A 25,214-nucleotide genomic window follows, 5' to 3' on the forward strand; every position below is an offset into this window, starting at 1 on the left:
AAAATAAGTTGTAAGGTAAAGATTTGTAACTTCAATTAAACTGAATCAAAATTGAAACGACTTTTTAAAAATATAATTTTATGTTTTTTTAGTCTAAGTGGTTGGTTATTGAGTGCCCAAGACAATTTCTTTCTAAAGAATGATACTAGTAAAAAAATAAACTTCGAATTTACGAGTAACCTAATTATCATCCCAATTGAGATAAATGGAGTAACCTTATCATTTGTGTTAGATACTGGTGTGAGTAAACCTATTCTTTTCAATTTAACGGAGCGAGATTCTTTGGATTTGAAAAATACAGAAACTTTTTATCTACATGGTTTAGGTGCTGATGGAAAACTTGAAGCTTTAAGATCTAGTAATAATAGGTTTAAGATCGGTGATGCGGTAAGTAACAATCAAGATTTGTATGTGGTGTTTGATAATACCATAAATTTTACGCCAAGACTAGGTGTTTTGGTTCATGGTATTATTGGTTATGATGTTTTTAAGGATTTTGTTGTAGAGATCAACTATAATTCAAAATATATAAGATTATACAAACCGAACTCATTTAAACCAAAAACTTCAAAAAGGTGGAAAACGATACCTGTTGAGATTCATAGAAAAAAACCATATGTAGAATCTAAAATCACACTAGATGGCAATGAAAAACTTGTAAAATTACTCATAGATACTGGTAGTAGCGACGCATTGTGGTTATTTGAGGATGATAGTATAAAACCAAATAAGGATATGTTTTTTGTTGATTATTTAGGCAAAGGACTTAGCGGATCGGTTTATGGGAAACGGTCTAAAATCAAAAAATTTGAGTTAAATAATTTTGAATTGAACGATGTTAATGTGGCTTTTCCAGATTCAACCTCCATTGATCTGAGCAAAATATACAGAGGTAGAAAAGGCAGTTTGGGAGGCGAAATTTTAAAGCGCTTCAACCTCTTTTTTGACTATGCCAATAATAAATTGCATCTACGAAAGAATAGTTTTTTTAAAGATCCTTTTACTTACAACAACAGCGGAATAGTCTTAGAGCATAACGGAACCATCTTTGTAAAAGAACAGATTAGGGTGCCCTCGAATGATAAACTTAGCCCAAACAATAAAAATGCGATACAAATTGATTTTTCTATAAATCACAGAGTGGTATTAAAACCCATATACCAGGTGGTGGAATTAAGAAAATCGTCTAACGCGTATGCATCAGGTTTAAGAGTCGGTGATATTATCATTAGTATTAATGGTAAAGAGGTCTTTGATTATAAGTTGCCAGAAATCAATGAGATTTTTCACGGCAAAACAGGGAAGAGCATTAAGCTAAAAGCAGCTCGAAACGGTGAAACCTTAACATTTAAGTTTAAGTTAGATAATGCCTTCAAAAAAAATGAGCCCTCAGAATGAGAGCTCATAATTCTATTATAAGATTGAGGCTTATTGCTCAACCACGCTTTTGTTTTTCTTTTCTAAGACACTTGTTTTATCTGGGTCTACTACCAAACCTTTGATCTTAAGAGCCACTGTAGGTGTCTCAGCATTAGAGATAACAGTAATAGTCTTTCTAATAGGATTTACTCTATTGGTGTCATATTTTACTTCAATTTCACCTGTTTCTCCTGGCATAATTGGTCCTTTCGGCTTTTTAGGCACTGTACAGCCACATGTAGATTTTACGCTAGAGATTATTAATGGAGCATTACCAGTGTTCGTAAATTCAAAAGTTCTTACTCCGTCAGCACCTTTTTCAATTGTACCATAATCAATAACGTCTGTCTTAAATTCAATTTTTGCTACTTTTTTCTCTTGTGCAAAAGATCCCAGACTAATTAGACCTACAAATAAAATTGCTATTAAATTTTTCATCATTTAAATTTTTAAATTGATACTATCAAAATTACTTACTTTTTAACTCTCCTCAAAATTAATTAGATGTAATGCACTGTATTTAACAGTATTTAAGGCTTTAAGCGTATATTAATCACCTAATAATTTTTCAAAAAAAGAAATATAAGTACTTTTGTCAGTTACTTAGCAAAAACGATACCAAAATATGGAAATCCCATCAAAATATAACGCGCTGTCAGTAGAAAAGAAGTGGTATGACTACTGGATGGAGCACAATTATTTTCACTCAACACCAGATGAAAGAGAGCCCTACACCATTGTAATTCCTCCACCAAATGTTACGGGAGTATTACATATGGGTCACATGCTTAATAACACCATACAAGATGTGTTAATACGTCGTGCAAGATTATTGGGCAAAAATGCGTGTTGGGTACCAGGTACAGACCATGCTTCTATTGCAACCGAAGCTAAAGTTGTTGCTAAGTTAAAAGCAGAAGGTATTGATAAAAATGACTTATCTCGCGAGGAGTTTTTAAAGCATGCTTGGGATTGGACAGAAGAGTATGGTGGAGTCATTCTAGAACAGTTAAAGAAATTGGGCTGCTCTTGTGATTGGGACAGAACCAAATTCACTATGGATGACGATATGTCTGAAGCGGTAATCAAAGTTTTTGTAGACCTATACAATAAAGGACTCATTTACAGAGGTTACAGAATGGTAAATTGGGATCCAGAAGCAAAAACAACCTTGTCTGATGAAGAAGTTGAGTACATAGAAAAACAAGGAAAGCTATACTATGTCAATTATAAAGTTGAAGGAAGCGATGATACACTGACAATTGCCACAACACGTCCTGAAACCATCTTAGGTGATTCGGCCATCTGTATTAATCCAGAAGACCCAAGACATCAAAACCTTAAGGGTAAAAAAGCGATTGTACCAATTTGTAATCGTGTTATTCCTATTATAGAGGATGACTATGTAGATGTAGAGTTTGGTACAGGCTGTTTAAAAGTAACACCAGCACACGACGAAAATGATAAGGTTCTTGGAGATAAACATAAGTTAGAAGTTATAGATATCTTTAACGATGATGCAACTTTAAACAGCTATGGTATGCATTACGAAGGGCAAGACCGTTTTGCAGTTCGTAAAGCGATAGTTAAAGAGTTGGAATCCTTAGGACAGATTAATAAAATTGAAGATTACACCAATCGTGTAGGAATTTCCGAACGTACCAAAGCGATTATCGAACCTCGTCTAAGTGACCAATGGTTTTTAAAGATGGAAGATTTGGCCAAACCAGCTATAGATGCTGTGTTGAAGAATGATGAGGTTAAATTGTTTCCAAAAAAGTTTGAAAACACCTATCGTCATTGGATGGAGAACATAAGGGATTGGAATATCTCTCGTCAATTACTTTGGGGACAGCAAATTCCTGCTTATTACTATGGTGATGGCAAAGAAGATTTTGTTGTTGCTGAGAATGAAGAAGATGCTTTAAAACTAGCACGAGAAAAAACAAACAATCAGCAACTAACAACCAACGACCTAACACAAGATACTGATGCACTAGACACGTGGTTCAGCTCATGGTTATGGCCAATGAGTGTATTTGATGGTATTCGAAATCCAGAAAACGAAGACATAAAGTACTACTATCCAACGAACGATTTGGTAACTGGACCAGATATTCTATTCTTTTGGGTGGCTCGTATGATTGTTGCAGGTTATGAGTATAAGGACGAAAAGCCGTTTGAAAATGTCTATCTCACAGGATTGGTGAGAGATAAGCAACGTCGAAAAATGTCTAAGCAATTAGGAAATTCTCCCGATGCTTTAAAGTTGATTGAAGAATATGGTGCAGATGGCGTACGTGTTGGATTATTGCTGAGTTCTGCCGCTGGGAATGATTTAATGTTTGACGAAGCCTTGTGTCAACAAGGAAAGCAATTTGCCAATAAAATTTGGAATGCCTTTAGATTGATTAAAGGTTGGGAAGTTGATAATAATATCACCCAACCGAACTCAAGTAAAATTGCTATCGAATGGTTTGAAGCTAAATTTCAAAAGACCATTGTAGAGATTGAAGATCACTTTAGTAAATATAGATTGAGCGATGCCTTAATGGCAACGTATAAGCTGATTTGGGATGATTTTGCATCTTGGTTATTGGAAATTGTTAAGCCTGCTTACCAACAGCCTATTGATAAGAAAACTTTGGAAGAGGTTATATCTATATTTGAAAACCTCTTACGTATTCTTCATCCTTTTATGCCATTCTTAACTGAAGAAATTTGGCAGTATATAGAAGAACGCTCGCCTGAAAATGCTCTGATAGTTTCAAGATGGCCAGAGAAAAAACCAATCAATGAACAATTGATTTCTGAGTTTGATTTTGCAAGCGAGGTTGTATCTGGTATAAGAAACATTAGAAAGCAAAAGAATATAGCCTTCAAGGATGCTATTGGTTTCTCTGTTGTTAATAATGAAAATGAAGCTTCAACTTTTGATGAGGTTATCGCTAAACTCGGTAATTTAGAAAGCTTCGACTATGTAAAGGAAGCAGTCGATGGTGCGTTGACATTTAGAGTAAAATCCAACGAATATTTTATTCCGATGGAAGGTAGTATCGATGTAGAAGCAGAGGTTAAAAAATTAACTGAAGAATTAAATTACACCGAAGGTTTCCTTAAATCTGTGCAGAAAAAATTGTCTAATGAGCGTTTTGTAAATAATGCACCAGAGCAAGTTGTAGCATCTGAGAAAAAGAAAGAAGCGGATGCACTGGCTAAGATAGAAACAATTAAAACAAGTTTAGATAGTTTTAAAGTGAACTAAGTAAATTTTGACAATTAATAAAAAAAAGGCTACTAATTTAGTGGCCTTTTTTTATTTACCATTCGTTAATCTTATTGCTATCTAACTTTATAAAGATAAACAGTAGAATTGTAAAGCCCCAAAGTCCGGAGCCACCATAACTAAAAAAAGGTAGAGGAATACCAACCGTAGGGATTAAGCCCATAACCATACCAATATTAATGGTAAAATGCACAAAGAGAATAGAAGCCACACCATAACCATAGACACGGCTAAATTGTGACTTTTGTGATTCTGCCAAATACAAAACCCTGATAATAAGAAGCACAAATACTAAGACTACAAAACTACTACCCAAAAAACCCCATTCTTCACCAACCGTGCTAAATATATAATCGGTTTCTTGTTCAGGTACAAATTTACCTGTGGTTCTGGTGCCTTGTAAGAATCCTTTTCCTGTCAGCCCACCAGAACTTATGGCCTGTTCGGATTGGATGAGGTTATAGGCTTCGTCCTTTTTCATTCGCTCTAGTTTCACTGGGTCTTTTTCCAATCGTAACCAAAGACTGATTCTGTTTTGTTGATGAACTTTTAGACCATGCTCGTAAAATAATTTTACACCATAAGAAAATCCTATAGCTACGCCCAAGACAAGCAAATATTGTAGAATAGACGCTCTTTTCTTTTTTCTTAAAAAATATCGTAGTCCCAAAACAATTAAACAGGCAATAGCAGTTATCACCATACCAAATTTCAATGCCAGAACTGCCAATATTATCAATGATAATGCTACAATAAGGTAGATTTGTTGCAGGCCTTCTCGATAAAAAACAAAGAAAAACGAAAGGTAAACAATAGTACTACCTGCATCATTTTGAAGTAGAATCAATAGTGCTGGCACAAATATGATGGCAACAACCCGTAATTGGTCTTTTAGGGTTTGCATATTAGTCTGTAGATCACTTATATACTTGGCAACTGCCAAAGCTGTAGCAAATTTGGCAAACTCACTAGGTTGTAGAGTCATGCTGCCAATGGCATACCACGAGCGTGCGCCATTAATCTCTTTGCCGAATAAAAATAAACCCACCAATGCCAATAGTGCGACGAGATATATGATACTGGCAAAGCGTTCATAAAACTTGGCTTCAAAAGAGAGAATCAGTACGATGAGCACAAATGTGAGACCTATGAAAATAAGCTGTTTTCCATAAAGTTGTGAGGTGTCAAAGTAATTGACGATATCGCCATCATGCGATGCCGATAAGATATTGAGATACCCAAAACCAACCAGTAATAAGAATAAGATGATAGTTAGCCAATCAAATTTAAAACGTCTTTGGTTTTCTCTAAGCATACATTAAGACTTTGGGATTTCGGCTTTAAGTTTCAACAGGTTTTGAAATTCTTCTTCACTTATTGGTTCTAATGTAGTTTGTCTATTAATGCCAAAGGGTTCACCTGAATATGGTTTTTCGTATTCATGCTCAAGTGAATAACGAAGCACAAAATTCTCCATATCCTTTCGGGTAATTTCGCCTCTAATGTAATATTCTATCATTAAACTTGCCATTCTTCCTGCAAATCGACTTCCAAAATATCCGTTTTCAACAAAAACTGCTATAAGCAATTTTCGGATTGTCTTTTGGAGCAAATGCTACAAATATGGAGTGGTCTGTAAGTTGAGTTTTAACACTATCTATGATTGCAAAGTTTTCTGCTGTACCAGTTTTTCCACATATATCGATACCTTTTACTTGCAACATATTTGCCGTCCCTTTGTTGTAAACATCATACATGCCTTCTACAACAGGTTCAAAATGCCGTTTATCTATGGTAGTATGGTTTGGAGTCGTAAATTTGGTTGGTATGGTTTCCTCCTTCTATATCTTTAATAATGTGCGGTGTATAATAGTAACCACGATTACCAATCGCTGCTGCCATATTTGCTAGCTGAATAGGAGTTGCCAATACCTCTCCTTGGCCAATAGCATTAGAAATAGTAAAAGTAGTGTACCATCTGTTTTTACCGTAAGCTCTGTCATAAGTGGCTGCAGTTGGTACTTTTCCAGGCTGACCAACCGATAGATCGTTATTTAGGTAATCGCCTAGGCCAAAACTTTTGATGTGCTTACTCCAATTGTCCATGCCTTCTGCTGGAGTGTCATATTTATCCATTATCCTCCTGTAAACATTGGCAAAGTAAGCGTTACATGATTCATAAATACCTATATTCATATTCGCTGGACTTCTATGGGCATGGCATCCCATTTTACGGTTACCGTACCGATAACCCATCGCACAACTAAAACGTTCCTCTGTAGTAACCACACCCTCTTGCAATGCCACTAAAGCATTAAGGGTTTTAAAAGGAGAACCAGGTGGATACATGGCTTGAAGCCCTCTATCGAATAAAGGTTTTGCAATACTATCTCTATAAAGTTTATTAAAGTTCTCTGAGCGATTCCTACCTACCAATAAATTAGGATTATATGAAGGGCCAGAGACCATAGCTAAAATTTCACCAGAACTGGGCTCAATGGCAACAATACCACCTCGTTTGTTAGTCATTAAAAGCTCACCATAAGCCTGAAGTTGAGAATCTATAGTAATAGTTATATCTTTTCCTGGGACAGGTAATGTGTCAATTTTTCCTTCTTTAAAAGGGCCTATGTCTTTATTAAATCGGTCTTTTTGAATGAACTTAATCCCTTTTACACCTCTGAGGATGTCTTCATAAGTTTTTTCTACACCTTGCTTACCAATTAAATCGCCCAGTTTATAATAAGGTTGTTGGGCAATAATACTGCGATTAACTTCTCCAATATCACCAAGTACATTGGCGCCAATTGTGGTTTGGTATGAGCGTAATGAACGTTTTTGAATATAAAACCCTTCGTATTTTCTCATTTTTTCCTGTAAAACGGCATAATCCGTTTTAGACAATTGAGGGACAAAAGGTGATGGAAGTCGAGGTGAGTAATTTGTGGCTCTTTCTAATTTTCTGGCATAATCTTCCTTTGTTATTTTTAAGAGTTTACAGAATTCATTTAGCTCCAAAGAATCCAAAGGTTCTACTTCCCTTGGTATTACCATGACATCATAAGACGGTTGATTAGCAACTAAGAGTTTACCATTTCTGTCATAGACATAACCACGTTTGGGGTAGTTGTAAACTTTTCTGATGGCTGTGTCTTCAAAAACATCATATTCATAACCACCATAGACTTGGAGATAGAACAAGCGCGCTATAAAAACAAGACCAACAAGTACAACAGTAGTTAGGAGTAATAGTTTTCTCATTTTTTGTTTCTACTAAATAAAATTACAATCAATACACTGAGTATTATAGTGAAAATACTAGAGAATAACGTCTTTTTCAATATTAATAGTATGCTCGAAATGTTAAAAACCTCAAGGGAAAACAAGACAAAATGATGGATTAAAGTTCCAAAGGTTACATAGGTGATTAGGCTACCTAAATCCGTATTGCTAAACTTAATGGTTTGATGCTCGTATAACATGCCAAAAGAGCTTTTTAAAAGCACTGGCCTTGAGTATGCTAAAAACACAGCTGCAGCTGCGTGTACTCCACCTGAATCAGAAAACATATCTACCAACATACCCAAAAGAAAGCTTGTGATTAGCAAAACCATTCTAGTTTCTCTAATTGGGAAAAGAAATATGAAAATGATGTAAATATACGGGTTGATATAACCCATAAAATTAACATTGCTGAACAACACAACCTGTACCAGTAACAGTACAACAAATCGGATGCTATTTGATGCTACAACATTATTCATCACTACTGCTTTCTAGTGTTTTAATTTCTTCTTTATCAAGATTTTCAAGAATGTAAATTGTTCCGATATTGGTCATATCGTTAAACAATTTTACTTGTATGGTGTAGGTGTCTCCACTAATATCGGTTTCAAAACTTTCTATTTTACCGATTCCAATACCTTTTGGAAAAATTGAAGATTGACCACCAGTTACAATCGTATCACCAACCTTTACAGGTGCAAATTTTGAAACATCAATGAGTTGAGCAAGTTCAGGTGAATCGCCATTCCAGATTAAAGAACCTATATGGTTAGAAGATTTTAGCTTTGCGTTTATTCTACTTCTTTTGTTCAAAATAGAAAGCACTGTCGCATAGTTCTTTGAAGTGTTATCTATAATACCAACAATACCTTTTGAGGTAATGACACCAAAATCTTGCTTAACACTGTCGTTTTTTCCTTTGTTTATAGTAAGATAATTATTGGTCAGAGAGTAGCTGTTTTTATATACATCGGCTACTATAACTCTATAGCGTCCGCTTGAATAACTAGTGTCGATTACTATACTGTCTGCGGTTATTTCCGAATTGAATAATTGCTCTCTGAGTCTTTTGTTTTCTTCTGAAAGGATTTTATTCTCTTGCTCTAAATCAAAATATTTATCGATTGAATTTACAGCACCGTAAACACCTCCAGTTAATCCATTGGCTGAATTTATAAACTTACTTCTGTGATAGGAATGCGACTGAATGGTTAAGGCTAAAGCAATACTAAAAAGCAATAAAAACAACAGAAAGGTTTTGTTTCTTATAACAAAATTGATGATTTGTTGCATTATTTACTTCTTATTTTATCAATACGCTTTTGTATTTAGATAAGTTTTTAAGCACAATTCCTGTACCTCTAACTACAGCTCTTAAAGGATCTTCGGCAATATAAACAGGTAAATCTGTTTTTTGGGATAAACGTTTGTCTAATCCACGTAACATGGATCCACCACCTGCAAGATAAATACCTGTATTATAAATATCGGCTGCTAATTCTGGCGGAGTTTGTGATAAGGTTTCCATTACAGAATCTTCAATACGTAAAATGGACTTATCTAAAGCTTTGGCAATTTCACGATAAGAAATATTTACCTGTTTTGGTTTACCTGTCAATAAATCGCGTCCTTGAACGCTCATGTCTTCTGGCGGTAAATCTAAATCCTCGGTTGCAGCACCAATTTGTATTTTAATTTTTTCTGCAGTTCTATCTCCAACATATAGATTGTGTTGTGTACGCATGTAGTAAATAATATCGTTGGTAAATACATCACCAGCAACCTTCACCGACTTGTCGCATACGATACCTCCAAGTGCAATGACTGCAATTTCGGTTGTACCACCACCTATGTCAACAATCATGTTTCCTTTTGGTTGCATAATATCCACACCAATACCAATAGCAGCTGCCATTGGCTCATGGATTAAGTAAACCTCTTTACCATTAACGCGCTCACAAGATTCTTTTACGGCTCGCATTTCAACTTCTGTAATTCCTGAAGGAATACAAACCACCATTCTTAACGCAGGATTGAAAAACTTTTTCTTTAATGCGGGAATATTCTTGATGAACAAACTAATCATCTGCTCAGAAGCGTCAAAATCTGCAATTACACCATCTTTTAACGGACGAATGGTTTTTATGTTTTCGTGCGTTTTACCTTGCATCATGTTGGCTTCTTTACCAACAGCAATAATTTTTCCGCTAATGCGGTCTCTGGCTACTATAGATGGATTATCAACTACAACTTTGTCGTTGTGTATAATTAATGTGTTTGCAGTTCCTAAATCTATGGCTATTTCTTCCGTCAGGAAATCAAAAAATCCCATGCGCTATTCTAATATTAATTTGGGTTAATCGGGTCAAAATATATGACTACGCGTAAATGTAATAAATTATACGTTATTTCTTCGTTTATAGACGTTTATTGCTTTGATTTTTTTTAGTGCTTAAAATGACGTGTTCCTGTAAACACCATAGCGACATTATTTTCATTACAATAATTGATACTTAATTCGTCTTTAATTGACCCACCAGGTTGAATAACAGCAGTAATGCCTGCGTTGTCGGCAATTTCCACACAGTCAGGGAAAGGGAAGAACGCATCACTTGCCATTACAGCACCTTCTAAATCAAAATTGAAAGACTTCGCCTTATGTATGGCTTGGTTAAGTGCATCAACACGACTTGTTTGTCCTGTACCACTTGCACATAATTGCTTATTCTTCGCTAAAACTATGGTATTGGATTTGGTGTGCTTACACAATTTTGAAGCGAATATTAAATCTTCCAATTCGCTTTGCGACGGTGTTGAATTGGTAACGGTTTTTAAATCGTCTAGGCTGTCAGTTTTATTATCTCTTTCTTGTACCAATGCACCATTTAAACAAGTTCTAACTGTGGTTTTTGGTAATTCTACGTCATTAAGAATTAAAAGAATTCTGTTTATCTTTCCTTTCAGAATTTCTAAGGCTTCGTCACTAAATGAAGGTGCAATGACCACTTCACAGAATAACTTATGAATTTCTTCTGCAGTAGCCTTATCAATCTCTGTATTAGAAATTAATATACCACCAAATGCCGAAACTGGGTCGCCAGCCAAAGCATCCACATAAGCTTGATGTACAGTTGCTCTTTGAGCAAAACCACAAGCATTATTGTGTTTTTAGGATGGCAAAAGTTGGGTCTTCGCCTTTAAATTCCAATATTAAATTTACAGCAGCATCAACATCTAACAAGTTGTTGTAGCTTAATTCCTTACCGTGAAGTTTGGTAAACATGGCATCAAAATCACCAAAGAAAAACCCTTTTTGGTGTGGGTTTTCACCATAACGCAACACTTTACCATTGGTTTCACTGATTTTTAGCGAAGCTATATCGTGATTTTTGTTGAAGTAGTTAAAAATCGCAGAATCGTAGTGAGATGATACGTTAAATGCTTTAGCGGCAAATCGTTTTCTGTCATCTTCAGAAGTTTCTCCATTTTTAGTTTCAAGTAGCTCCAAAAATTCAGCATAATCATCAACCGAAGACACACAAGTGACATCAGCATAATTTTTCGCTGCAGCTCGGATTAGAGAAATACCTCCAATATCAATTTTTTCAATAATATCTTGGTTGCTTGCTCCAGACGCTACGGTTTTTTCAAAAGGGTAGAGGTCAACAATGACCAAATCGATTTGAGGAATCTCAAATTCTGCCAATTCAGCAACATCTCCATCATGATTTTGACGATTCAAAATACCGCCAAATACTTTAGGGTGTAAAGTTTTTACACGACCACCAAGAATGGAAGGGTAAGAAGTGACATCTTCAACAGCAATAACATCGATGCCTAGGTCTTTGATGAATTTTTCTGTTCCACCGGTAGAGTAGATGGTAACGTTGAGGTCGTTGAGTTTTTTGACGATTGGTGCCAATCCATCTTTGCTAAATACTGAGATTAGCGCAGAGGACATAGTTTTGTTGCTCATAATGTTGTGTTGTGAATTTTGATGTTGCAAAAATAAACATATTCACTAGTAAAATTGTAGTGGTAAAACGAGTTTATTTAAGTTTTTTGTAACAATAAATTGTTGAAAACGTCCTATCTTTAAATTGATTTAATTTTGCCAACCTATGCTTGTCTATTTAAGAGTATTTAAAGAGAGTTTTTCATTCGCGTTAAATGCGCTTAGAAACAATAAACTACGTACATTTTTATCGCTGTTAGGTGTTACGGTTGGTATCTTCTCCATTATCGCTGTTCTGGCTGCGGTAGATTCCTTGGATAAGAATATTAAAGATAGCTTATCTGGTTTAGATAAAAACACCATCTACTTATCGAAATTTTCTTTTGGGCCAACAGAGGTTCCACGTTGGAAACGCGATAACTTTCCTCAAACGGATTATGATGATTTTGATTTTGTGAGGAGAAATGTTCCGGATATTGAAGCTTCTGCTTACATGATTTTTGGAGGTAATGAAACGGTACGTTATCAGGCAGAAACGGTATCTGGTGTTAATGTGACTCCGGTTTCTAATGAAATTTATACTATTGAAGACTTTAAAGTTGAAAAAGGAAGATTTTACTCCGAACTAGAATCTGAAACTGGTGCTCCGGTTATAGTGTTGGGTGCAGGTTTGGCTGAAAATCTTTTTGATACATCAAATCCAATTGGGAAACAAATTCGTGTGTATGGCAGAAAACTCAGCGTCATTGGTGTATTGAAAAAAGTAGGCGCAGGTTTAGGAGATTCTCCAGACGACAGGGCCTATGTGCCAGCAAATTTTGTAAGACGTTTTAAAAACGGAGGTGTAAGCGGTTTGCCTGGAGCAATAATCATAAAGCCAGAAAAAGGTGTGGATATTGGTGCTTTTGAGAGCGTTTTAAAACAAAAGTTTAGAGCTTTTCGTGGCTTAAAAGCAGATGAGGATGATAACTTTTTTGTAAATAAAATAGCTGGCTTGGTATCTTTTGTTGATGCAATTATAGCTACACTGAATTTAGTGGGCTGGGTTATTAGTGGCTTCTCACTATTGGTAGGTGGTTTTGGTATTGCTAATATTATGTTTGTAAGCGTTAAAGAACGTACCAACCTTATTGGAATTCAAAAGTCTTTAGGTGCTAAAAACAGATTTATTTTATTTCAATTTTTGTTTGAAGCTGTTATCCTAGCTGTTGTTGGTGGTTTAGTTGGGCTGTTGTTTGTTTGGATTATAGCAATGGTGATGAATGGGGTTGTCGGTGATGATTTTGAATTTGTACTCTCTTTCGGAAACATGTTCCTAGGCTTTGCTTTATCAACATTTATAGGTTTAATCTCTGGAGTTGTTCCGGCCATATCAGCATCTAAATTAGACCCTGTTGAGGCTATTAGGACAGGGATGTAGTATTTTAGTTGTAGGTTGTTGATTGTTTTTTCTTTGCGACTTTGAGAGGAATTTTAAATGATCTTTGCAACTTCCTTACAAACAAATTCCAAAAACCGTTCATCTGCTTCAGTAAAAGGATCTGGAGTATTTGAATCTATATCTATTTGACCAACATTTTCACCATTGACAAAAATTGGTATAACGATTTCTGCCTTTACGGTTATACTGCAGGCAATGTAATTATCTTGGGCAGACACATCTGGTACTACAAAATTCTGATTACTTACAGCTACTTGTCCGCAAATGCCTTTTCCAAATGGAATTATAGTGTGATCCGTCGGTTCACCAACGTAAGGCCCTAGTTTTAATTCGTGCTTATCACCATTTTTAAAATAAAAGCCAACCCAATTGTAGTATTCTATGTTGGCTTCAAGGACTTCGCATATGTTGAGTAGGCGTTCGTCAACACTCAAATTATTTTGAGTGGCGATTTTTTTTATTTCAGGTTTTAAGGCTTCAAATGTCATTAGTAAAAAAACTTTTGGTAAAAGTATTTAAAACCTTCAATTTTAAAATAGGGTTTTCATAAATTTAACAGCAAACTAACATTATCTTTTTCAGCTGAGAGAACTTTTAGTAAAATATAAATTGGTCATCCGGTTCATAGTCACGTTTTTAGCGGTCTATGGAGTGCTTACTATTGGTTATCATTTGTATTTGAGCCTTTCAAGTGGTTCTAAGTTTTATCCTGACTATATGACCAATTTAGTGGCAAGGCAAACTAACACATTGCTTAATAGTATTGGCTATGATACCAATATCCTGCCGCATCCTCATGAGCCTTCAATGAAGGTTATTATAAACGGAAAATTTGTAGCCAGAGTCATTGAAGGTTGCAATGCTGTAAGTATTATTATTTTGTTTTTATCGTTTGTGGTTGCCTTTGCAGGTAAGTTTAAAACCACTTTTTTATATTGCTTTGCAGGCAGTATTGTTATCTATGCATTTAATTTAATTCGTATTGTGATACTATCTGCTGGTCTTTATCATTATCCATGGAGGCGCGAGATTTTACACAATGTTATTTTTCCTATGATTATATATGGAACCGTCTTTGTGTTATGGATGGTTTGGGTAAATCGCTTTTCTAAATCCGTAAAATCCAATGCCTAAACTAACACGTTACATCATTGCATTTTTGTTGCTTCTGGTTTTAGTGGCGATTCGTGGGTTTGAGGATCAATTATTCTATGACCCTTATTTGGTGTTTTTTGAGAGTGAATATTTATATATCGACAGCCCGAGACGCGAAGTGGCAAAACTGACTTTTTTTACAAGCCTAAGATACTTGCTCAATACATTGGCTTCATTGGGAATTTTATACTTTATTTTTAACGATAAGATTATGATAAAGTTTGCTTCATTAATCTATGTAGTCGCTTTTATATTGCTGATTATTCTATTTCTTTACTTCGTCATTAACCCTAAGCAAGAGGATTACTACTTGTTCTTCAATATCAGACGATTTTTAATTCAGCCTATACTGTTAATATTGCTGCTTCCAGCGTTTTACTACTATAAGTTGAAACGTTAAGAGTTCATAAATTTCTCCTTAAATCCATTCAGTTTTATACTTTTGCAGTGTGAAAAGTCTACTATCACATAAGATTTTTTCTGTAGCACTATCGTTTTTGGTAATGTTTTCAACATTGTCATTGACCATAGAGAAGCATTTCTGTGGAGATGTGTTAATCGATGTTGCCATTTTTACAGAAACTGAAAAATGTGCTATGGAAGCTATTGAAATAGAGCAAGAAAAAATCACGAAGATATCTTGTTGTAAGGACGAAATTGATGTTCTAGATGGTATTAACCTAATAGCCACAACCTCTTTTGAGGATTTAGACGAAATACAAAAACAACTTCTCCTTTCTTACTTTAACTCTTGTGTTAATCTGCTTGAAAGTTTACCAAACCTTGTAGTCCCTCATAAGGATTACTCACAACCATTACTTATCAAGGATATACAAGTCCTTGACGAAGTTTACCTTATTTGATTTTGTATAAACCTTCTTACTGAATTTCTACTGGGCTCAATGGGACGGTAGGAATAAACTTTAGTTATACATACAAATCAAGCAAATGAAAAAATTTTTAATATTATGTTTCTTGTTCTTGTCACTGATTATTTCAGGGCAAGAGCAGCTCGAAGGTATTGTTTTAGAATCTAGCTCAGGGAAAGAAAGTCCATTGCCAGGTGCCAATGTGTACTGGTTGGGCTCTTCAGTAGGTGCGATTACCAATGAAGACGGAACGTTTTCCTTACCGTATAAATTCTCATTCAATAAATTGGTGATAAGTTATGTCGGTTTTAAAACCGATACCATAACCGTTACTGAAAACAAATACATTAAGCACGTTTTACAAGCATCTGAAGAATTGGATGCCGTTACCGTAACATCACGCAAGAAAGCTACGGCCAGATCTTATCTAAAAGCTACAAATACGCTTTTTGTAAGTAGTGATGAATTGTTAAAAGCGGCTTGCTGTAACCTCTAAGAAAGTTTTGAGACCAATCCGTCTATTGATGTCAATTTTGCAGATGCGGTTTCAGGAACTAGACAGATTAAAATGTTGGGATTAAATTCTCCATACATTTTAATTACTACAGAGAATGTACCAGCAATTAGAGGTGCGTCTCAAGCCTATGGGTTAAGTTTTATTCCTGGGACTTGGGTAGAGAGTATTCAGATTACAAAAGGATCTGGAAGTGTAGTTAACGGATTCGAAAGCATTGCTGGCCAAATCAATGCAGAGTTGGTAAAACCTACAACAGACGATAAATTATTCGTGAATGCTTATGGTAGCGTCAATGGTCGATTGGAGTTGAATACGCACATTAATCAAAAGGTTTCAGATAAATGGAGTACAGGTTTATACTTGCATGGAAATTTAAGAAATCAGAAGTTCGATAAAAATGATGATTCTTTTTTAGACGTGCCATTAAAAGAGCAAATCAATGTGATGAACCGTTGGCAATATACCAATGGAGAAAAAGGAGTGGTGAGTTTTATTAATCTGCGATACCTTAATGACAATACGCAATCTGGTCAAGTGGATTTTAATCCAGATATAGATAAAGGAACCACCAATTTCTGGGGAAGCGAAATCAATACCGAACGTATTGATGTGACAACTAAACTTGGCTGTGTAAATCCTGAAATTCCCTATCAAAGTTTAGGGTTTCAGACTGCTTTTAGTCATCACAAGCAAGAGTCTTATTTTGGCTTGAATTTATACGATATAAAGCACAATAGTTTTTATTCTAACTTGGTTTACAATAGTATTATTTCAGATTCGCGCCATAAAGTGAAAACCGGATTGAGTTTTACCTACGATCATTATGACGAGGTAGTAAATACCGATATGTTTGAACGAACCGAGAATTCCGTCGGAGCGTTTTTTGAATATGCTTACGATAATTTAGATAAGCTTACGATGACAGCTGGTGTGCGTGTAGATCAGCACAACAGGCTTGGCTTTTTCGTAACGCCAAGACTGCATATTAGATATACACCTTGGGAGAAATCAGCATTTAGGGTATCTGTGGGAAGAGGAAAAAGAAGCGCCAATATTTTTGCTGAAAACCAGAATATGTTCTCTAGTTCAAGACAAATCAATATTCTAAATTCGGGTGGAAAAATTTATGGTCTAGACCCAGAAATTGCATGGAACTACGGATTTAGCTATTTGCAAGGCTTTAATTTATTTGGAAGAAAAGCGGATATCACTTTCGATTTTTACAGAACTGATTTTCAAAATCAGGTGGTAGTGGATTGGGAAAATCCTTTTGAAATTAATTTCTATAATTTGGAAGGCGATAGCTATGCCAATAGCTTTCAGTTAGAATTTAATTATAATATCTTTGATAATTTTGATTTAAGGACAGCTTATAAATATTACGATGTAAAAACGGATTATAATTCTGGTAAATTACAGAAGCCTTTGACTCCAGGTCACCGTTTATTCGCCAACGCATCTTATGAAACGAATGAGAAGGAGAATGGAAGCCAATGGAAATTCGACGCCACATATAATTGGTTAAGTGAACAGCGATACCCAAATACGGATTTAAGTCCTATGGAATTTCAATTACCTGATGAAACACCAACAGTTGGGACATTAAATTTACAGATTACTAAAATGTTTTCTCCAAAATTTGAAATATATGTAGGTGGAGAAAATGTGACTAATGTTAGTCAGCCGAACCCAATTGTTAGTCCAGATAATCCGTTTGATTCAAATTTTGATAGTAATTTTGTGTATGGTCCAATTTTTGGAGGTATGTATTACGCAGGATTGCGGTATCGTATAAAATAATAAATGAAACGTCATTGCGAGAAGCGCAGCGACGAAGCAATCTTTTATATAGAAACTAAAATTAAACAGATTGCCACGTCCCGAAGCTTCGGGACTCGCAATGACAGATAAAAACAAAACAAAATGAAAAAAATAATCTTAATTTTCACATTATTAGTAACAACAGCAACCTTTGCCCAAAACAAAAATGCTAAAGCAAGCATGGAAGTTGATGGTGTGTGCCTGATGTGTAAAGAGCGTATAGAAAAAGCAGCCATTAGAACCAAAGGTTTAAAATCAGCGGTTTGGAATGTAGATACACACGAGCTAAAACTCATCTACGATGAGCGTAAAACCGATTTAAAGACCATTTCTAAAAAGATAGCTGAAGTTGGGCATGATACCAAAGAGATTAAGGCGACAGACGAAGCTTACAACTCAGTACACCCATGTTGCAAGTATCGCGATAAGGATGTGGTAAAAGACCACGAAGGAGAAAAGAAGAAAAACGATAATTAATATTTAAGCCTGAATGTAAGTTCAGGCTTTTTTATTTTAAAATAGTTAAAATACTATCACAGCTTTTAACACCACGTTCTGAAGCTATTATTTTTAAACGAAGCGCTCCATTGATACTTTGTAAGATGTTTTTAAATAATTTTTCATTGCTATATGGAAATTTACCTTGCCGCATAGCGTCAAAATCAGAGTTATTAATAATGTATTCACCCAAATATTCTTTGTGAATAATATCTAACCGTTCATAATCTTTCAGTATAATTTTATAATTGGAATAGTGCGACTCTATAGCCGCTTTTAAATCAAAATCATCAATAAGTTTAAAATCCCCAGAATTTATCATGGTTTGATAAGTAACATCCTTTGGGAAAAAATCGGTTGATGAAAAAACAGGATATAACTTATTCATTGAAGATATTTTTTCTGGATTATTAGTATTTATAAGTGGTAATACCTCATTAAGCGATTGCATTTTTTCACCAATGACTTCAATATTGGATTGAAGATTCTTCTTATCAACCTCAATATCACTTTTTATATTTTCTAAATATTGCTGTTTTAAGGTATTGTCCTTTTTTTCATCGGCGCATTTATTCATAGTAAATGCTAACGAGATACCAATAATTACTATGAGTATTTCCCCTAGAGCATAAGTAAGTTTCTTTTTCATTTTAAAAAGGTTGATTAGTTAAAGCTAAGGAATAAAAAGCATTTAAAGCTTTATAGACTGAACAACAAGTTAAATATGTAATATAAAGACTACAAAATGTACGAAAAAACATATAAATAATTACCATACGTCTAAAATATACGTATTTAAGTGACTAGTTTAAGAATGATTGACTACTTTTTATCTACCCTTAGTTAATGACGATTATATAACTAACTGTGTTGAATAACCCAATATCAATACAGTTTATAAAAATTGTCGAATGAAGCAAAACCTACTTATTACAATGAGCGTAGTCTCATTGTTGTCGTTTAACATGTATTCCCAAAACCCAGGGAATGTTCCTCTAGGCTTACAAATGTGGCTCAAAGCAGATGAAGGCGTTTCACTGTCTGGTACAGATGTTAATTCTTGGACGGATCAATCCCTTAATAATATTACGGGATCTTCAGATGGTTCAACTGATGCTCAGTATACTGCTGATGGTATCAACTTTAACCCTGTTATTACTTTCAACGGTGATAATTTCTATAATTATGGTACACCTACCTTGTTGAATATTAACCCATCATTGCAAACCTTATCAATTATTGCAGTAGTCACTTCAGACCAATCTAATGGTGGAACTGTGATATCGAAAGGAGACAATACTACAAGAAATTTTCAATTATGGTTTGATGATACAGATAGAGTTGCAAATTATACCCTTGGTAAAAGTGTTATTGACGGAGGAAGGAAATCTGGAACATTTCATGTTAAGAATGAACCAAAAATCAATACAGGAGTGGTTTCCATTCTTCCTAATCCATTATTACGTTTAACATCTTATGTTAATGGAGTAGTAGATGCAATTGATGTTAATGACGGAACAGGTTCTGGTACAGTAGCAACAACAGATGTTTTGGTAGGAGCGAGACGCGATACGGGCAATACAGGATCAGATGAAGAATTTCATGGCGATATAGCAGAAATTATAGTTTACAACAGGGATTTAACCATGCTCGAAATACAGCAGATAGAATCTTATTTGGCAATTAAATATGGTATTACACTAGGAGCAAATGACGAGCTGTGGGATTCTGCAACAAGTACAAGTTCTTCTATAGCATATTCTGGCACAAGTAGTAATTATTATAGTTCGGCTGGTACCATAATATGGAATGGAGCATCAAATGCTGGTTATGGTTACAATGTTATAGGTCTTGGTAGAGACAACTCATCTGGGTTATTGCAAACTAAATCAACATCGTCTAGTGTGGTAACTTCAGATATTGTTACTATAGAAGGTGAGGTAGGCAGCTTTATAAATAACAACAGCTTTTTAATAGTTGGTCATAATGGTGCACCTGCTACCTTAACTTCAACTGGGACACCAGACAGAACAACGTCCATGTTCAATAGAATGTGGAAGGTTAGTGAAGCCGTTTCAGAAACAGGGTTAATGAAGTTGGAATTTGATTTATCAACGACATCAATTTCAGATGGCACTGCTTCAAATCTAGATTTGTATGTGGCTGATGATACAAGTTTAAACAATTATAAAAATTACCCAGGTACGTATGATTCTTCTACAAAAATTTTGACCTATAACCTCATCGATTTAGAAGATGGTCAATTCTTTACACTAGCTGAACCTAACGTGCTTTCTGGCTCATTTTCTTTGCTTTTTGATGGTGTTGATGATGTTATTGAAACAGGTTTAGACCTTAGTGGGTTGCCAGAGGTTACAATTATGTGTTGGGTAAAACGAACAAACGACACCGAGTTACTTCAAACAGGTATAATAGGTCAGCCTGGTATTTTTGGTTTATCTGTTTTGGGCGATGATCTTACTGTAGATTTTGCTGGTAATATAGTTGGAGGTCTTAGTCTTACACAAACAGGTATTGGGAATACTTCTCAAACTTGGCATCATATAGCAGCAACTTTTAAAGATGGAAATGTAAAGATGTATTTTGATGGTGAACTTGTAGATTCAGTTGTTGATGTATTAGGTAATACGGTCTTAGGGTTAACTACGGCAGCTACATTTAATATTGGAGGCGATGTTACCTCAATTTTAGGAGGAGACAATTTTGAAGGTGAAATAGACGAAGTAAGAGTGTTTTCTATAGCTTTAGAAGATGAGCAGATTCAGCAAATGGTTTATCAAGAAATAGAAGATCAGTCTGGTAATGTTTCTGGAAGTGTTATCCCTAAGGCTATAAAAGATCATGCTACGGATAATACAGTAGATTGGTCATCTTTATCCTTGTATTACACCTTAAATGTTGTTCGTGGCAATTGTATTGTGGATGGATCAGATAATTTTCTTAATGGATCTCTTATGAATATTGCTACAGGTTCTCTTCTAGCCCAAGGTGCACCTATGCCATATACAACAACCAGTGATGGGCTGTGGACAGATGCCTCTACATGGGAAAATGGTAGTCAATGGGATATTACCGATCTGCCAAATAAAGATTGGGCTATTGTTCATATTAAGGATAATGTGAGCACAACAGCATCACACAAACACTTAGGTTTAATAGTTGATGCCAATAAAACTTTGACTATAAATGGCACTAATGAATTAAACAACACATGGTATTTAGAATTAAATGGTACTATTGACCTTAAGGAAGATTCGCAACTAGTACAGACAGACATTAGCGATCTTGCAGTAACTAGTGCAGGTAAAATTTTAAGAAGACAAGAAGGGCTCTCTAGTATGTATAGATACAATTATTGGAGTTCTCCTGTTGGAATTCAAAATACGACATCAAATAACAATGACTATAATATGTCGATGTTAGAAGATGCCGCAGGTAGCATTCAATTTGTGAGTACTTACGATGTTCCGGTGACATCTCCAGCTACTTTAAGTACCTATTGGATGTATACCTATATTAATGGCTTAACCTATTACGACTGGCAGGCCATAACACCATCTACAAATATTCCTGTTGGTACAGGTTATACGCAAAAAGGACCAGGTGTTGCTGGTACAGAACACCAGTATATTTTTTCAGGTAAACCTAATAATGGTGAAATTTTGGTTAGCGTTACGGATACAGGAGGTGCTGGTTCTGTCCCAGATATTTCCAAAACAGACTATCTGCTCGGCAACCCTTACCCTTCTGCAATAGATGCGCACCAATTCATAGATGACAATGCAAGTGTTACTAATGGTGTAATTTATTTATGGGAGCAATGGTCTGGTGATAGTCATATTTTGAATGAATATGAAGGTGGCTACGCTGTACTTAATAAAGCTGCTAAGGTTAGAGCATACCAGTTTGTAGGTTTATCTGGCGATGATAATGGTTCCCAAGATGGTACAAAAACACCAACGAGATATATTCCTGTAGGACAAGGTTTTATGACCGAAATCATAGCGGATGGAACTATAGAGTTTAATAATGACCAAAGAATATTTAAGCAAGAAAGTTTAGGTGAATCCGTATTTTTTAGACAAAATAATCCAAGTGCAGAAAATACAACTGGTACTGAAGAAGAAGACGTAATGCAACTCATTAAACTAGAGTTCATAGTTAGTAATGGTTTATCACGAGAGCTGGCTTTAGCTTTTAGTGATCTTACAACTGATGATTATGATTATGGGTATGACGCTAAGCTAGATGAACTAAATCCTAATGATTTAACAACTGAAATGAATGGAGAAAAGTACCTTATTCAATCATTTTCTTCAATAACACCAACTAAGGAAATAGACTTAGTTTTAAGCAGTGATGGTATTGAAAGCTATACTATAAATATGATAGAAACAGAGTATATTGATGATGATGTCGATATTTATTTGTTTGATGCCTATCAGAACGTTTATATTGATTTAAGAAATTCCAGCTATGATTTCACATCAGAAATTTCAGGTGAAGTAGCTGATCGTTTTAAGATTGTATTTTCACAAGGTGATACTTTGTCTGTAAATGAAATTAATAGCGAAAATATTAGTTTGTACTTAGACTATAACACCAATAAATTGCACGTTAAAGGGTTGAATGAAAGTGTTCTGGAAGTTGGTGTTACAAATATGTTGGGTCAAAAAGTACAGACCTACAGAAACATTAGCCAAGATAATATTGAGAATGGTTTAAAACTTCAAGACTTAAACTCCGGATTTTATCTCATTGATTTAAAACTTGAATCTGCCAACACATTATCAAAGAAAGTCGTAATGAGATAAAACAAAACCTTAATTTTTGATGTGTTGTTCTGGATACTATTTCAACGATTTTATGGAAGTAAAATATATTTAATTTTTTAGTTAAATTATTCACAATGAAAGTATCACGGATTCGCATTATATCTACCTTTAATATGTTCTTTTAAAAACAATAAAGTTATGGGACAAACTCAGTCTAAAGGTAAGCCTTCTGCGCCTAAACAAGCGCCTAAGAAGACTCCACAGGCTTCTCCAAAGAAGAAGTAATTTGTGGTAGGTTTATTTCGTATAAACCTTTTATTCAAGTAAGAAAAGATTAAAAAAACCACCTCTAAAAAAGGTGGTTTTATATTGTGTTAAAAGCATAGATGTACTAAAATACAAGACCTCACAGGTTTTTAAAACCTGTGAGGTCTATAAAACAAAAGCCCTCGATTTTCATCAAGGGCTTTTAAATTTATAACTGACCTAAGTCAATAAATTATCTGTGGCGATTCGCCGCCTACATCATTCCTGGCATTCCGCCTCCACCCATTGGTGGCATAGCAGGCGCATCTTCTTTGATGTCCACTAAAGCACACTCAGTTGTTAGAATCATACCAGCCACAGAAGCGGCATTTTCTAATGCGATACGAGTTACTTTCTTAGGATCAATGATACCAGCTTTAAGCATATCAACATATTCTTCAGACTTGGCATCGTAACCAAAATCTTTTTTACCTTCCATCACTTTGTTGATGACTACAGAACCTTCACCGCCAGCATTTTCTACAATTGTACGTAGTGGAGCCTCAATAGCTTTATTCACGATTTGAACACCAGTAGTTTCGTCTAAGTTCTCAGTAGATAATTTCTCTAATACTTTCTTAGCGCGAACAAACGCCACACCACCACCAGCAACAATACCTTCTTCTACAGCAGCTCTTGTTGCGTGTAATGCATCATCAACACGGTCTTTCTTTTCTTTCATTTCAACTTCAGAAGCAGCACCAACATATAGTACAGCAACTCCACCAGCTAATTTAGCCAAACGCTCTTGTAGCTTTTCCTTATCATAGTCAGACGTAGTCGTTTCGATCTGAGCTTTAATTTGGTTAACACGTGCTTTGATATCTGCAGCTTTACCTTCACCGTTTACAATAGTTGTGTTGTCTTTGTCAATAGTTACGGTTTCTGCTGTACCTAACATAGACAAGTCTGCATTTTCAAGAGAGAAACCTCTTTCTTCAGAAATTACAACACCTCCTGTAAGGATAGCGATATCCTCCAACATTGCTTTTCTTCTGTCTCCAAAACCTGGTGCTTTTACAGCAGCGATTTTCAATCCACCACGTAATTTGTTCACAACCAATGTTGCTAAAGCCTGTCCTTCTACATCTTCTGCGATAATTAATAATGGGCGACCAGATTGAGCTACTGGCTCTAATATTGGAAGGATTTCCTGTAAGTTAGAAATCTTCTTGTCGAACAATAAGATGTATGGATTCTCTAAATCGGCAACCATCTTGTCAGAATCCGTTACGAAGTAAGGAGATAAATAACCTCTGTCAAACTGCATACCTTCAACCACATCTACATAAGTATCCAATCCTTTGGCTTCTTCAACAGTGATAACACCTTCTTTACCAACTTTTCCGAAAGCTTTTGCGATAAGTTCACCAATGGTATCATCGTTGTTAGCCGAAATTGCAGCAACTTGCTTAATCTTATCAGAATCGTTACCTACTTTTTTAGACTGCTTGTCTAATTCATTTACAATAGCTTCAACAGCTTTGTCAATGCCACGTTTTAAGTCCATTGGATTGGCACCAGCTGCAACGTTCTTAAGACCTTCTTTTACGATTGCCTGAGCTAATACGGTTGCGGTAGTTGTACCATCACCAGCTAAATCATTGGTTTTTGAAGCTACTTCCTTAACCATCTGTGCTCCCATATTCTCTAGTTCGTCCTCTAGCTCAATTTCTTTTGCTACAGAAACACCATCTTTAGTGACTTGAGGTGCACCGAAGGATTTACCAATAATTACGTTACGACCTTTTGGTCCTAAAGTTACTTTTACTGCGTTTGCTAATGCATCGACACCACGTTTTATGCCGTCGCGTGCTTCAATATCGAATTTTATATCTTTTGCCATCGTTAAAATTTAATTTTAGC

Annotated in this window: 16 protein-coding genes and 3 pseudogenes; 9 read left to right on the top strand and 10 right to left on the bottom strand. The window is 35.4% G+C overall.

Annotation, left to right across the window (positions count from 1 at the left end):
• Window positions 1-108 precede the first annotated feature (108 nt).
• The gene (locus SIB89_RS12825) at window positions 109-1,398 is read left to right on the top strand and encodes an aspartyl protease family protein (RefSeq protein WP_412560085.1); all 1,290 of its coding nucleotides are present in this window, start codon (window positions 109-111) and stop codon (window positions 1,396-1,398) included.
• 30 nt (window positions 1,399-1,428) lie between these two features.
• Here the strand turns inward: SIB89_RS12825 and SIB89_RS12830 are convergent, their stop codons facing one another.
• Window positions 1,429-1,857 (bottom strand): DUF1573 domain-containing protein, encoded by a 429-nt coding sequence (locus tag SIB89_RS12830; protein ID WP_155088635.1) that lies wholly within the window; start codon window positions 1,855-1,857, stop codon window positions 1,429-1,431.
• A gap of 187 nt (window positions 1,858-2,044) precedes the next feature.
• Here SIB89_RS12830 and SIB89_RS12835 point away from each other — a divergent pair, with 187 nt between their 5' ends.
• On the top strand, window positions 2,045-4,684 hold the full coding sequence (locus SIB89_RS12835) for a valine--tRNA ligase (RefSeq protein ID WP_412560086.1): 2,640 nt from the start codon (window positions 2,045-2,047) through the stop codon (window positions 4,682-4,684).
• 55 nt (window positions 4,685-4,739) lie between these two features.
• Here SIB89_RS12835 and rodA read toward each other — a convergent pair whose 3' ends face one another.
• From rodA to purH, 6 genes and pseudogenes are all read right to left on the bottom strand, one after another.
• On the bottom strand, window positions 4,740-6,020 hold the full coding sequence (gene rodA / locus SIB89_RS12840; protein WP_273288779.1) for a rod shape-determining protein RodA: 1,281 nt from the start codon (window positions 6,018-6,020) through the stop codon (window positions 4,740-4,742).
• Window positions 6,021-6,023: 3 nt separating this feature from the next.
• Window positions 6,024-7,966 (bottom strand): annotated as a pseudogene (mrdA, locus tag SIB89_RS12845) (penicillin-binding protein 2).
• Window positions 7,963-8,469: a rod shape-determining protein MreD gene (locus tag SIB89_RS12850; RefSeq protein WP_412560087.1), complete on the bottom strand. Its 507-nt coding sequence runs from the start codon at window positions 8,467-8,469 to the stop codon at window positions 7,963-7,965. The pseudogene mrdA and the gene SIB89_RS12850 overlap by 4 nt, the downstream one beginning before the upstream one ends.
• Entirely contained in the window at window positions 8,462-9,283 is an 822-nt protein-coding gene (gene mreC / locus SIB89_RS12855) for a rod shape-determining protein MreC (protein ID WP_412560088.1), read from the bottom strand. The genes SIB89_RS12850 and mreC overlap by 8 nt, the downstream gene beginning before the upstream one ends.
• 10 nt (window positions 9,284-9,293) lie before the next feature.
• The gene (locus SIB89_RS12860; RefSeq protein WP_155088459.1) at window positions 9,294-10,322 is read right to left on the bottom strand and encodes a rod shape-determining protein; all 1,029 of its coding nucleotides are present in this window, start codon (window positions 10,320-10,322) and stop codon (window positions 9,294-9,296) included.
• Window positions 10,323-10,435: 113 nt separating this feature from the next.
• Window positions 10,436-11,966 (bottom strand): annotated as a pseudogene (purH, locus tag SIB89_RS12865) (bifunctional phosphoribosylaminoimidazolecarboxamide formyltransferase/IMP cyclohydrolase).
• Window positions 11,967-12,111: 145 nt separating this feature from the next.
• On the opposite strand from purH, the gene SIB89_RS12870 reads away from it, so the two are divergent.
• Window positions 12,112-13,365: an ABC transporter permease gene (locus tag SIB89_RS12870; RefSeq protein ID WP_273288787.1), complete on the top strand. Its 1,254-nt coding sequence runs from the start codon at window positions 12,112-12,114 to the stop codon at window positions 13,363-13,365.
• A gap of 53 nt (window positions 13,366-13,418) precedes the next feature.
• Here the strand turns inward: SIB89_RS12870 and SIB89_RS12875 are convergent, their stop codons facing one another.
• Window positions 13,419-13,874, bottom strand: a complete 456-nt coding sequence (locus tag SIB89_RS12875; protein ID WP_412560089.1) for a GAF domain-containing protein — start codon at window positions 13,872-13,874, stop codon at window positions 13,419-13,421.
• Window positions 13,875-13,968: 94 nt separating this feature from the next.
• On the opposite strand from SIB89_RS12875, the gene xrtF reads away from it, so the two are divergent.
• The 5 genes and pseudogenes from xrtF to SIB89_RS12900 all read left to right on the top strand — a co-directional run bounded on the left by xrtF (window position 13,969) and on the right by SIB89_RS12900 (window position 18,225).
• Window positions 13,969-14,520 (top strand): exosortase family protein XrtF, encoded by a 552-nt coding sequence (xrtF, locus tag SIB89_RS12880; protein WP_412561917.1) that lies wholly within the window; start codon window positions 13,969-13,971, stop codon window positions 14,518-14,520.
• Window positions 14,513-14,941, top strand: coding sequence for an exosortase F system-associated membrane protein (locus SIB89_RS12885; protein WP_412560090.1), 429 nt, complete (start codon window positions 14,513-14,515; stop codon window positions 14,939-14,941). Before xrtF ends, SIB89_RS12885 begins: the two co-directional genes overlap by 8 nt.
• Window positions 14,942-14,990: 49 nt before the next feature.
• Window positions 14,991-15,404, top strand: a complete 414-nt coding sequence (locus tag SIB89_RS12890) for an HYC_CC_PP family protein (protein ID WP_412560091.1) — start codon at window positions 14,991-14,993, stop codon at window positions 15,402-15,404.
• 85 nt (window positions 15,405-15,489) lie between these two features.
• Window positions 15,490-17,727 (top strand): annotated as a pseudogene (locus tag SIB89_RS12895) (TonB-dependent receptor).
• A 123-nt stretch (window positions 17,728-17,850) separates the two neighbouring features.
• Window positions 17,851-18,225, top strand: a complete 375-nt coding sequence (locus SIB89_RS12900; RefSeq protein WP_412560092.1) for a heavy-metal-associated domain-containing protein — start codon at window positions 17,851-17,853, stop codon at window positions 18,223-18,225.
• Between the two features lie 31 nt (window positions 18,226-18,256).
• On the opposite strand, the gene SIB89_RS12905 is transcribed toward SIB89_RS12900, so the two are convergent.
• Window positions 18,257-18,895, bottom strand: a complete 639-nt coding sequence (locus tag SIB89_RS12905; protein WP_412560093.1) for a DUF6090 family protein — start codon at window positions 18,893-18,895, stop codon at window positions 18,257-18,259.
• 262 nt (window positions 18,896-19,157) lie between these two features.
• On the opposite strand from SIB89_RS12905, the gene SIB89_RS12910 reads away from it, so the two are divergent.
• Window positions 19,158-23,081, top strand: coding sequence for a LamG domain-containing protein (locus SIB89_RS12910; RefSeq protein WP_412560094.1), 3,924 nt, complete (start codon window positions 19,158-19,160; stop codon window positions 23,079-23,081).
• 481 nt (window positions 23,082-23,562) lie between these two features.
• On the opposite strand, the gene groL is transcribed toward SIB89_RS12910, so the two are convergent.
• Window positions 23,563-25,194, bottom strand: a complete 1,632-nt coding sequence (gene groL / locus SIB89_RS12915) for a chaperonin GroEL (RefSeq protein WP_155088469.1) — start codon at window positions 25,192-25,194, stop codon at window positions 23,563-23,565.
• Window positions 25,195-25,214 lie beyond the last annotated feature (20 nt).

The organism is Winogradskyella sp. MIT101101, assembly GCF_047126865.1.
Classification (GTDB): Bacteria; Bacteroidota; Bacteroidia; order Flavobacteriales; family Flavobacteriaceae; genus Winogradskyella; species Winogradskyella ouciana.